The 10806-nt window shown below is 71.3% G+C and carries 6 protein-coding genes; 4 read left to right on the top strand and 2 right to left on the bottom strand.

From position 1 onward, the window contains the following. Positions 1–153 precede the first annotated feature (153 nt). Entirely contained in the window at positions 154–792 is a 639-nt protein-coding gene (locus tag BHU15_RS27660) for a mycothiol-dependent nitroreductase Rv2466c family protein (protein WP_069629667.1), read from the bottom strand. A gap of 156 nt (positions 793–948) precedes the next feature. Between BHU15_RS27660 and pepN the strand changes: the two genes are divergently transcribed. The 4 genes from pepN (at position 949) to BHU15_RS27640 (ending at position 9551) form a co-directional block, all read left to right on the top strand. Next, entirely contained in the window at positions 949–3558 is a 2610-nt protein-coding gene (gene pepN / locus BHU15_RS27655) for an aminopeptidase N (protein WP_069629666.1), read from the top strand. A gap of 190 nt (positions 3559–3748) precedes the next feature. Further along, positions 3749–4837 carry a hypothetical protein gene (locus BHU15_RS27650; protein WP_069629665.1) on the top strand — a complete coding sequence of 363 codons (1089 nt, stop codon included), beginning with the start codon at positions 3749–3751 and terminating at the stop codon, positions 4835–4837. A 196-nt stretch (positions 4838–5033) separates the two neighbouring features. Then, positions 5034–8342 (top strand): S8 family serine peptidase, encoded by a 3309-nt coding sequence (locus BHU15_RS27645; RefSeq protein ID WP_079128419.1) that lies wholly within the window; start codon positions 5034–5036, stop codon positions 8340–8342. A 180-nt stretch (positions 8343–8522) separates the two neighbouring features. Beyond that, positions 8523–9551, top strand: a complete 1029-nt coding sequence (locus BHU15_RS27640) for an aspartate-semialdehyde dehydrogenase (protein WP_069629664.1) — start codon at positions 8523–8525, stop codon at positions 9549–9551. 33 nt (positions 9552–9584) lie between these two features. On the opposite strand, the gene BHU15_RS27635 is transcribed toward BHU15_RS27640, so the two are convergent. Beyond that, complete coding sequence (locus tag BHU15_RS27635) at positions 9585–10799, bottom strand: MFS transporter (RefSeq protein WP_069629663.1); 1215 nt, start codon at positions 10797–10799, stop codon at positions 9585–9587. Between the last annotated feature and the right edge of the window lie 7 nt (positions 10800–10806).

Raw genomic sequence — 10806 nt, 5'->3', positions numbered from 1 at the left:
GGGCGGCCGGGGCGGGGCTGACACACCTCGGCGGGGCCGGCGAGCTGGAGAGCGACTCGCCGGACACCCTCTTCGAGTTCTCACTGGACGTGTTCGTCGAGGGCGTCGCGGCCCGCGCGCGGCGGCGCGGGCCACGGCCTTGAAACGGACCGGTCAGTCGAAGACCGGGCCCTGCGTGCGGGTGCGCTTGATCTCGTAGAAGCCGGGAATCGACGCGACCATCAGCGTGCCGTCCCACAGCTTGGCGGCCTCCTCGCCCTTGGGCGCGGGGGTGACGACCGGACCGAAGAACGCGATCTGCTCGCCGTCGGAGCCGGGGACGGAGATCACCGGGGTGCCGACCTCCTGGCCGACCTTGTCGATGCCCTCCTTGTGGGAGGCGCGCAGCTCTGTGTCGTACGTGTCCTTGTCCGCGTACTCGATGAGGTCCGCCGGCAGTCCGACGTCCGCAAGCGCCGCCGCGATGGTCTCCGGGCCGTTGCCCTCGGCCTTGTTGTGGATGCGGGTGCCGAGGGCCGTGTAGAGCTTGCCGACGACCTCGTCGCCGTGCAGCTGCTGGGCGGCGATCACCACGCGGACCGGGGCCCACGCCGCCTTCATGCCTTCTTGGTAGCGCTCGGGCAGCTCGTCCATCTTCGGCTCGTTCAGGACGGCCAGGCTCATGACATGCCAGCTGACCTCGACGTCCCTGACCTTCTCCACCTCCAGCATCCAGCGGGAGGTCATCCAGGCCCACGGACAGATCGGGTCGAACCAGAAGTCGACCGGCGTCTTGGCCTTCGTCTCAGTCATGGGGGTGTCTCTCCTCGGAAAAGAAAAGGTGCGCTACGGCGATACGTATCGGCAACGCCACGGGCCGCCGCGGTCATTCCCGGCACCTGTCCACCTGGTGCCGCGTGGGAGAATTCGAACCGTTGTAGGCAAAAACACGCACACGAAGGAGTGCCCGTGCCCGGTGAGAATCTGTCCCGCGACGAGGCCCGCGAGCGGGCCGAGCTGCTGTCCGTCGACGGGTACGAGATCGCGCTCGACCTGCGTTCGGCGGTCGGTGAGACGCCGGACAACTCGCCGGGGAGCGGTGCGGCGCGCACCTTCCGCTCCGTGACGACGATCCGCTTCCGGTCGGCGCGACCCGGCGTCGCGACCTTCGCCGATCTGGTGGCGGCGAGCGTGACGGCCGTGACGCTGAACGGGCGCCCGCTGGACCCGTCCGTCGTCTTCGACGGGTCGCGGATCGCGCTGTTCGGGCTGGCCGAGGAGAACGTGCTGGTCGTGGACGCGCAGTGCGCGTACAGCCGTACGGGCGAGGGCATGCACCGCTTCGTCGACCCGGAGGACGGCGAGGTCTATCTCTACACGCAGTACGAACCGGCCGACGCGCGCCGGGTCTTCGCCAACTTCGAACAGCCCGACCTGAAGGCGCCGTTCACCTTCGAGGTGACCGCGCCGGAGGGCTGGACGGTCTGGAGCAACGGCGAGGTGACGGGGTCCGGCGCCGGCACCGGTGTGTGGACGTTCGCGGAGACCAAGCCGATCTCGACGTACATCACGGCCGTCGTGGCCGGGCCGTACCACCACGTCACCGACGTGTACCGGCGCGCGCTGCCCGACGGCTCCACCCTGGAGATCCCGCTCGGCGCGCTCTGCCGCAAGGGCCTCGCCCGGCACTTCGACGCCGACGACATCTTCCTGGTGACCAAGCAGGGCCTGGACTTCTTCCACGACAACTTCGACTACCCGTATCCCTTCGGGAAGTACGACCAGGCGTTCGTGCCGGAGTACAACATCGGCGCGATGGAGAACCCCGGCTGTGTGACCTTCCGCGAGGACTACGTCTTCCGGGGCAAGGTCACCGAGGCGTCGTACGAGCGCCGCGCGAACGTGATCCTGCACGAGATGGCGCACATGTGGTTCGGCGACCTCGTGACGATGCGCTGGTGGGACGACCTGTGGCTGAAGGAGTCGTTCGCCGACTTCATGGGCGCGCTGGCGCTGGCGGAGGCGACGCGGTTCACCAACGCCTGGGTCACCTTCGCCAACAACCGCAAGTCGTGGGCGTACCGCGCCGACCAGCTGCCGTCCACACATCCGGTCACGGCCGACATCCGTGACCTGGAGGACGCCAAGCTCAACTTCGACGGCATCACGTACGCCAAGGGCGCGTCGGTGCTGAAGCAACTCGTCGCGTACGCCGGGCGCGAGGCGTTCCTGGAGGGCGCGCGCCGCTACTTCAAGCGGCACGCGTACGGCAACACCCGCCTGGGCGACCTGCTCTCCGTGCTGGCGGAGACGTCGGGGCGCGACATGACGTCGTGGTCGCGCGCGTGGCTGGAGACGGCGGGCGTCAACTCCCTGACGCCGGTGGTCACTTACGATGCGGCCGGCCGGGTGACGGAGCTGGCGGTGCTCCAGGAGGCCGCCGAGTCCCATCCCGAACTGCGCCCGCACCGGGTGGCCGTGGGGCTGTACCGGCGCGAGAGCGTGGACGCGGAGCTGGTCAGGTACGCGAGGGCCGAGGTGGACGTCGACGGGCCGCGTACGGTCGTCACGGAGCTGGCCGGGGCGGAGCGGCCCGATCTGATCCTGGTCAACGACGACGACCTCACGTACTGCAAGATCCGTTTCGACGAGGGCTCGCTGGGGACGCTGCGCGAGCACCTGGGCGAGCTGACCGACCCGCTGGCGCGGGCGCTGTGCTGGTCGGCGCTGTGGAATCTGACGCGTGACGGGCTGATGCCGGCCCGGGACTTCATCGATCTGGTGCTGCGGTTCGCCGGGCGCGAGTCGGACATCGGCGTACTCCAGCGGCTGCACGCCTGGGCGCAGGGCGCACTGGTCCACTACGCGGCGCCGGAGTGGCGCGAGGAGGGCGGGGCCGCGCTGGCGTCGGGCGCGCTGAACGAGCTGCGGCTGGCGGGGCCGGGCAGCCAGCACCAGCTGACGTGGGCGCGGTTCTTCGCGTCGACGGCCACCTCGGACGCCGATTTCCAGCTGCTGCGGGGCCTGTTGGACGGCACGGCGAAGATCGACGGTCTCGACGTCGACCAGGAGCTGCGCTGGAGCTTCCTGCGTCCGCTGGCCTCGCACGGGCTGGCCGACGAGTCGGTGATCGCGGCGGAACTGGCCCGCGACGACACGGCGTCCGGCAAGCGCCATCAGGTCCGCTGCCTGGCGTCCCGGCCCTCGGAGGAGGTCAAGGCGGCGGCGTGGGCGGACGTCGTGGACTCCGACGCGCTGTCGAACGCGCTGGTGGAGGCGACGATCGCGGGCTTCGCGCTGCCGGGGCAGCGGGAGTTGACCGCGCCGTACGCGCGGAAGTACTTCGAGATGATCGAACGGGTGTGGGCCGAGCGCTCGATCCAGATCGGCATGGACCTGGTGGCGGGCCTGTACCCGAGCCTCCAGGACAGCGAGGAGACGGTACGCGCCACGGACACCTGGCTGGACGCGCACCCGGACGCGCCACCGGCCCTGCGCCGGCTGGTGCTTGAGGCCCGTGACGACCTGGTCCGGGCACTGGCGGCGCAGGCGTGCGACGGGGCGGCGGCGACGGCGTGAGGGCGTCGGCGTGACGGCCTGAAGCGGGGGTCGCGCGCGGGGGTGCGCCGGTGGGACGGGCGAGGGGGCGTGAACGCGCCCCATCTGATCGGCAGTCGAACGTCCGTACTTTAGGGCGAGCTTGTCCCGATTTGCCGACGGGCTCGTAACAGCGGTTAGCGGGCGGGGTGTTCGCGGGGAAGTCCCGGTCATGAACAACTCCTCCACCTCCCGCGGCGGCGAGACCCCCGCCCCGCTCTCTCCCCGCCCGCTCAGCCACCTCGACGGCGCGCAGCGGCGCGTGCTGTCCGCCGCGCAGTTGCGCGAGCACGGCGTCGGCCCCGCGCGGGCCGCCGCGCGCTGCGCGCCCGGTGGGCCCTGGCAGCAGTTGCTGCCGGGGGTGTTCCTGCTCCGCCAGGGACCGCCGACCGGCGAAGAGCGCCTGCGGGGCGCGCTGTTGTACGGGGGACGGCGCCCGGCGTCCGGTGCGGCGCGCGGCGACGTCCCGCGGCAGGCGGCCGGATCACCGCCGGCCGCGCCGACCGACACCGCCATGATCACCGGCCTCGCCGCCCTCACCCTGCACGGTCTCGCGGCGAGCCCCGCGCTCACCGCCCTGGCCCAGATCGACGTGCTCGTCCCCCGCACCCGCCGGCTGCGCTCCACGGGCTTCGTCCGTATCGTGCGCGCCCACGCGCTGCCCGCCGCCGAGCGGGTCACCGGCCTGCCCGTCGCGCCCGTCGCGCGCGCCCTGGCCGACGCGGTCGCCGGACTCACCGACTCGGCTGCCGTACGCCGGCTGCTCACCGAGGCCGTACGTGACGCGCACTGCGAACCGGCCGCCGTCGTACGGGAGTTGAGCCAGGCCCGACTGCTGGGCCGGCCGCATGTCGTGGACGCCGTCGACTCGCTGCTCGCCGCCGGGCGTGCGCTCGCCGAGGGCCGGCTGTACGAGATGGTGCGGACGTACGGCCTCCCCGAGCCGGTCTGGAACGTCGATCTGCGCCTGCCGGGCGGCCCGCATCTCGGGGGCCTCGACGCCTACTGGCCCGACCACGCGGTCGCGGTCGAGCTGGACACCCGCGCCCCGCGCCACGGGCGGACACAGCGGGACGACGTCGAGTGGTCGCGGTGCGCCCGCAAGCGCGAGCATCTGGAGAGGCTGGGCATCGCGGTCGTCCACCTGACGCCCGGGAAACTGCGTGACTCGCCGGAGTTGCAGGCGGCGGTGGTCCGTACGGCCCTGCTCGCGGCGGCGGACCGGGAGCCTCCGGCGCGGGTGGTCGTCCTGCCGAGGTGACGGCCGCGGACACCCGGCGGGCGGAAAGAGGCCCGGATATCGGGTGGTTGGTCCTCGATGGCGGACGGCGCCCGGTGGCGGATGTACGCCACCGCCCTTTCTCGCCTTCATCAGCTCTCCACAAACCCTGGTCATTTACGCAAAGCTGAGCGGTCATCCGGTACCGAAATCCGGACTGTCTCTTTCACAAGCAGGGATGCTGATGACCTCCGAATCCGAGAGCTCCATATCCGGTCCGAGACGCGTGGCTCGGGTCGCCGCCGCCACGGGCCTCGCGGCCGCGCTGATAGCCACCGGCGCACTGCCTGTCTTCGCCGCTCCGGCTGCCGACGACCCGGCCGCCTCCGCACCGGTGAAACCCGCCGACTCCGCCTCCGCGAAGCTCGGTTCGGCCGACGTCGACCTGCTCGACAAGGCCGTCGCCGAGGGCGACAAGAACGTCACCGTCATGGTGGCCACGGCGCCCGGCCAGACCGGGCAGGTCTCCGACCAGTTCGAGGCCGTGTCCGGCGCGGTGGTCGGCAAGACGTACGACAAGCTCGGTTACGTACGGGCCACCCTGCCCACCGGCAAGGCCGAGGCCGCGCTCAAGGCGGCCACGAAGCTCTCCTCCGTCCACGGCATCGACCTCAAGCACGAGATCGAGCTCGACGACCCGACGCCCGCCGCCGACACGGTGAAGGGCGCGGCGAAGGCCAAGGGTGCCAAGGCGGCCTCGACGGCGCCCGGCGCGAACACCCCGGCGAAGAACCCGTTCAACCCGTCCTTCGAGACCGGCGCGGTGGACTTCGTCAAGCAGAACCCGAAGGCCGACGGCCGCGGGGTCACCATCGGCATCCTCGACTCGGGCATCGACCTGGGTCACCCCTCGCTCCAGAAGACCAGCACCGGCGAGCGCAAGATCGTCGACTGGGTCACGGCGACGGACCCGGTCAACGACGGTGACGGCACCTGGCGTCCGATGCAGCTCGACGTCAAGGGCCCGTCGTTCACGGTCAACAACCGCACCTACACGGCCCCCGCCGGCAACTACAAGTTCAACCTGTTCGCCGAGTCCGCCACGCGCGGCGGCGACATGGCCGGGGACCTGAACCGTGACGGCGACACCACCGACGTGTGGGCGATGCTGTACGACCCGGGCACCCGGACCGTGCGCGTCGACCTCAACAACGACGCCAAGTTCGGCAACGACACGGTCATGAAGCCGTACCGCAACGGCTTCCAGGTCGGCTACTTCGGCGAGGACAACCCGAAGACCGAGATCGTCGAGCGCATCCCGTTCGTCGTCGAGGTCCGCGAGGACGTCGTCAACAACTCCGGTGTGAAGTCCGACTACGTCAACATCGGCGTCATCGAGGGCTCGCACGGCACGCACGTCGCCGGTATCACCGCGGCAAGAAGCCTGTTCGGCGGCAAGATGAACGGCGCGGCGCCCGGCGCCAAGCTGGTCTCCTCGCGCGCCTGCACCTGGAGCGGCGGCTGCACCAACATCGCCCTCACCGAGGGCATGGCCGACCTCGTCATCGAGCGCGGCGTGGACATCGTCAACATGTCCATCGGCGGACTGCCCGGTCTCAACGACGGCAACAACGCGCGCGCCGAGCTGTACAACCGGCTCATCGACACCTACGGCGTCCAGCTGGTGATCTCCGCGGGCAACGACGGCCCCGGCACCAACACCATCAGCGACCCCGCCGTCGCGGACAAGGTCATCTCGGTCGGCGCCTCCATCTCGAAGGAGACCTGGGCGGCGAACTACGGTTCGGTCACCACGGTCGACTACGACATGATGCCGTTCTCCGCCCGCGGTCCGCGTGAGGACGGTGGCTTCGCGCCGATCATCTCGGCCCCCGGCGCCGCCATCAACACCACGCAGACCTGGTCCCCCGGCGGCCCCGTCGCCGAGGCCGGTTACACGCTGCCGCCCGGCTACTCGATGCTCCAGGGCACCTCGATGGCCTCGCCGCAGGCGACCGGCGCGAGCGCGCTGCTGCTCTCGGCCGCCAAGCAGAAGGGGATCGAGCTGACGCCCGCGAAGCTGCGGACGGCGCTCACCTCCACCGCCACCAAGATCGCCGGCAAGAAGGCGCACGAGCAGGGCGCGGGTCTCATCGACGTCGTCGGCGCGTGGGACGCGATCCAGGACGGCGCCAAGGCCAACGAGTACGCCGTAAAGGCCCCGGTCGACACGTCGATCGACTTCGCGCTGAAGACCCCGGGCTTCGGCACCGGTCTCTACGACCGCGAGGGCGGCCTCCAGGCCGGCAAGAGCCGGACGTACGACGTCACCATCACCCGCACCACCGGCCCCAACCGTCTGGTGGAGCACCAGCTCAACTGGAAGTACAACGACGGCACCTTCAAGCTGCTCAGCGGCAAGAAGGTCAAGCTGCCGAAGAACAAGGCCGTCACGGTCACCGTGCAGGCCAAGCCCGACCAGGCGGGCGCGCACAGCGCCATCCTGGAGCTGGACGACCGCTCCACCACCGGTGTGGACAAGCAGATCCTCACCACGGTGGTCGTGTCGAAGAAGCTGGCGAAGCCCTCGTTCACGTACTCGTCGCTGGGCTCGGTCGAGCGCAACGGCACGGAGTCGTACTTCGTCACCGTCCCCGAGGGCGCCAAGACCCTTGAGGTCGCGCTCGGCGGACTCGCCGAGGGCAGCCAGACCCGCTTCATCAGCCTCCACCCGCAGGGTGTGCAGATGGAGGACAGCTCGACGATCTTCTGCTACCCGAACTACAACAACCCGGCCAACACCTGCCGTCCGGACCTGCGTTCGTACACGGACCCGACGCCGGGCGTCTGGGAGATCGAGGTCGAGTCGCGTCGTACGTCGCCGCTGCTGAACAACCCGTACAAGCTCGACGTCACGGTGCTGGGTGCCTCCTTCGACCCGGCGGTCACCACGCTCCCCGAGGCCAAGATCGGTACGCCGACCGCGGTCGACTGGACCGTGACCAACAAGTTCGCCGCCATCGACGGCAAGCTCGCGGGTGGCTCGCTCGGCTCGGCGAAGGTCGACCGGCCGTCGATCGGCCAGGGCGAGGAGAAGGAGACGACCGTCACCCTCGGTGCGGGCGTCGAGCGCCTGGACGTCGCCATCGGCGGCGTCTCGGACCAGTCGGCGGACCTCGACCTCATGGTCTACCGGGACAACGTCCTGGTCGGACAGGCCGCGGACGGCGACTCCGAGGAGGCCGTGAGCCTGATCAAGCCGGCGGCCGGTGAGTACACCTTCGTGGTGGCCGGCTACTCGGTCCCGTCCGGGTCCACCGAGTACGACTACCGGGACGTCTTCTACTCGGCGTCGCTCGGCAAGGTCACGGTCGGTGAAGCTCCGGTGAAGCTCGCCAACGGCGCGTCGGCGGAGGTCTCCGCCGAGGTGACGGTGGCCGGCGAGGCTCCGGAGGGCCGGCAGTTCTTCGGCGAGGTCCAGCTGCTGAACGCGCGCGGTACGGCCGCGGGCACCGGCAGTGTCGTGATCGAGAAGGTCCTGCCGTAACGGCGGGTCCGGCGTAAGGAGGGGCGGGCGTCCGTACGGGCGCCCGCCCTTCGCGTGCGCGCGGACGTGTGACCGACACCGCACCCGTCCCGACCGGCGGAATGGATTGGACAAGGCGGGCTCGGACAGACGCATCATGGACGCGGCACCCGGGCCGCAAGTATGTACGGAGGAGTCCCTGTGAAGGTCGGAATCGTCGGAGCCACCGGTCAGGTCGGCACAGTCATGCGCACCATCCTGGCCGAGCGGAACTTCCCGGTCGACGAGCTGCGGCTGTTCGCCTCCGCCCGCTCGGCGGGCTCGACCATCGAATGGCGGGGCGAGCCCGTCACCGTCGAGGACGCGTCGACCGCCGACTACACCGGCCTGGACATCGTGCTCTTCTCCGCGGGCGGCGCCACGTCCCGGGCGCTCGCCGAGAAGGTCGCGTCCCAGGGCCCCGTCGTGATCGACAACTCGTCCGCCTGGCGCGGTCACCCCGAGGTCCCGCTGGTGGTCTCCGAGGTCAACCCGCACGCGGTCGCCGACCGCCCCAAGGGCATCATCGCCAACCCGAACTGCACCACGATGGCCGCGATGCCCGCGCTGCGCCCCCTGCACGACGAGGCCGGTCTCATCGCGCTGGTCGCCACCACCTACCAGGCCGTGTCCGGCTCCGGCCTCGCGGGCGTGGCCGAGCTGCACGACCAGGCCCGCAAGGTCGTCGAGAACGCGGACCGGCTGACCTTCGGCGGCGACGCCGCCGACTTCCCCGAGCCCACCGTGTACAAGCGCCCGATCGCCTTCAACGTGCTGCCGCTCGCCGGCTCGCTCGTGGACGACGGCTCCTTCGAGACGGACGAGGAGCAGAAGCTCCGTAACGAGTCCCGCAAGATCCTGGAGATCCCGGAGCTGAAGGTCTCCGGGACCTGTGTACGGGTGCCGGTCTTCTCCGGGCACTCCCTCCAGGTCAATGTCCGCTTCGAGCGCCCGATCAGCGTGGAGCGGGCGTACGAGCTGCTGAAGGAGGCCCCCGGCGTGGAGCTGTCCGAGATCCCGACGCCGCTCCAGGCCGCGGGCAAGGACGCCTCCTACGTAGGCCGTATCCGCAACGACGAGACGGTGGAGAACGGACTGGCGCTGTTCGTCTCGAGCGACAACCTGCGCAAGGGCGCCGCGCTGAACGCGGTGCAGATCGCGGAGCTGGTCGCCGCCGAACCGCGCGGCTGACACCGCCGCCGCCTCCTTACGGAGGACGCGTTTCTACCGAGCGGGGCGGCTCTCCTTCTGGACCACGGCCTGTCCGTGGCCTCCTACGGAGGCGGGCCGCCCCGCCGTCGCGACCGCCGCCGTCCCCGTCGCCAGCAGGGCCAGTGTGCCGCCCAGCCACAGCGTGCCGGGCACGTCGAAGCGGTCGGCCGCCCGCCCGCCGGCCAGCGCCCCCAGCGCGATCGCCGCGTTGAACACCCCCGCGAAGAGCGCCGACGCCGCCTCCCGCCGCCGCGGCGCCGCCGCCATCAGCCAGTGCTGCGCGCTGACGGACACCCCGCCGTAGGCGAGCCCCCACACCAGGAGCAGCGCCGTGGCCGCGACGAGCGACCCGCCCGCGGGCAGGAACAGCAGCACGACCGCGCCCAGGACCGCCGAGATCGCCGACAGGGTCCGGCGCGGGGCGCGGGCGGCGAGGGCGCCGCCCGCGAAGTTCCCGGCGATCCCGGCGACGCCGTAGCCCAGCAGCAGCGCGCTGACCGCCCCGGCGCCGAGGTCCGGAACGCGCTCCAGCAGGGGCCGTACGTAGGTGTACGCGGCGAAGTGCCCGGTCACCAGGAGGAACACCACGAGCAGTCCGGTCCGCACCGGCGCCACGCGCAGCAGCCCGGCGACCTCGCCCACACCGACCGTGCCCTCGGCGGGCACCGGTGGCATCAGCACGGCGAGGAGCCCGGCGACGGCCAGGGCGAGGACGGCCATCGCCACGAACGCCCAGCGCCAGCCGGCCAGTTCGCCCAGCAGTGTCCCGGTGGGCACCCCGAGGACCGAGGCGACCGCGATGCCGCTGAAGATCACCGAGGTGGCGCGCCCGACGGACTCGGCGGCGACCAGCCGTACGGCCAGTCCGGCCGCCGTCGCCCAGACGCCGCCGACGCAGATCCCCACCAGCACGCGGGCGCCGAGCAGGACACCGATGTGCGGGGCGAGCGCGGAGGCGACGTTGGCCGCGGCCAGCAGGACCAGGAGCACGCAGAGCACGGTCCGCCGGCCGGCGCGGCGTACGGCGACGGGCAGCAGCGGCGCGCAGAGCGCGGCGACGAGGCCCGGAAGGGTGACGGCGAGACCCGTGGTGCCGTCGGAGGTGTCCAGGCCCGCGCCGAGCGGCGTGAGGAGGCCGACCGGCAGCATCTCCGTGGTGACGACGGAGAAGGTGGCGGCGGCGACCGCGAGGACGGACAACGGCAGGGTGGCGAAGGTGCGTTGCATGGACCCC

The sequence above is a fragment of the Streptomyces niveus genome (assembly GCF_001723055.1).
In the GTDB taxonomy this organism is placed as follows: domain Bacteria; phylum Actinomycetota; class Actinomycetes; order Streptomycetales; family Streptomycetaceae; genus Streptomyces; species Streptomyces niveus.
Note: the sequence above shows the minus strand (reverse complement) of the source record. Positions and strands in the feature narration are given on the sequence as shown.

What these genes read in the sequence shown, in the direction of transcription:
- BHU15_RS27645 (WP_079128419.1), top strand. Translation starts at nt 5,034, where the DNA reads ATGCTGATGACCTCCGAATCCGAGAGCTCCATATCCGGTCCGAGACGC.
- BHU15_RS27660 (WP_069629667.1), bottom strand. Translation starts at nt 792, where the DNA reads ATGACTGAGACGAAGGCCAAGACGCCGGTCGACTTCTGGTTCGACCCG.
- BHU15_RS27650 (WP_069629665.1), top strand. Translation starts at nt 3,749, where the DNA reads ATGAACAACTCCTCCACCTCCCGCGGCGGCGAGACCCCCGCCCCGCTC.
- BHU15_RS27635 (WP_069629663.1), bottom strand. Translation starts at nt 10,799, where the DNA reads ATGCAACGCACCTTCGCCACCCTGCCGTTGTCCGTCCTCGCGGTCGCC.